Source organism: Neisseria sp. P0021.S006 (assembly GCF_051956895.1).
Map to the genome: position 1 here is coordinate 1 of NZ_JBQCWZ010000867.1, position 609 is coordinate 609.

1 protein-coding gene is annotated in these 609 nt (G+C 46.3%); it reads right to left on the bottom strand.

What is annotated here, in order from left to right; translation table 11 throughout:
- Positions 1 to 36: 36 nt before the first annotated feature.
- The coding region (locus tag ACTHUM_RS17590) for a LysR substrate-binding domain-containing protein (protein ID WP_440403633.1) at positions 37 to 609 on the bottom strand (573 nt) is incomplete at its 5' end.

Below are 609 nucleotides of genomic sequence, written 5' to 3' on the forward strand. Positions count from 1 at the left end.
GAATAATTGTTAAGTTACGAAAGTGATAGTCAGATATTAAATTGAAAAATCTTCAACAACCGGCGTGTACAGAATGCGGTCGACCACTTCTCTGGTCAGTTTCGGTGCAAACATCTGGATAAAGTCATACGCGTAACCACGCAGGTAGGTATCAGTGCGTAAGGCTATCCAAGTGGGCGACGGTTCAAATAAGTGTGCCGCATCAATCAGCTGTAAATCTTGATCGACAACGGGATCGTACGCCATTTTAGCCATCAAACCAACGCCCAAGCCTAAGCGGACATACGTCTTCAATACATCCGTATCGGCAGCCGATAAGGCAACATCAGGTTGCTCAATATGCGCTTTATTAAATGTACGCGCGATACTGCTGCCGGAATTAAAAGCAAATTCGTAAGTGACCAGCGGAAAAGAAGCTAAATCTTCAAGGCTTAAAGGATTGCGGCAGTCCAAAAGAGGGTGGTCGTGCGGAACAATGACGGCATGGTTCCATTCATAGCAGGGCAGTTTGCCCAACTCAGGATGATCGTCAATGCGTTCAGTAATAATTGCCAAATCAGCTTCGCCGCTGCTGACCATTTGCGCAATGGCAGAAGGGCTACCTTGTTT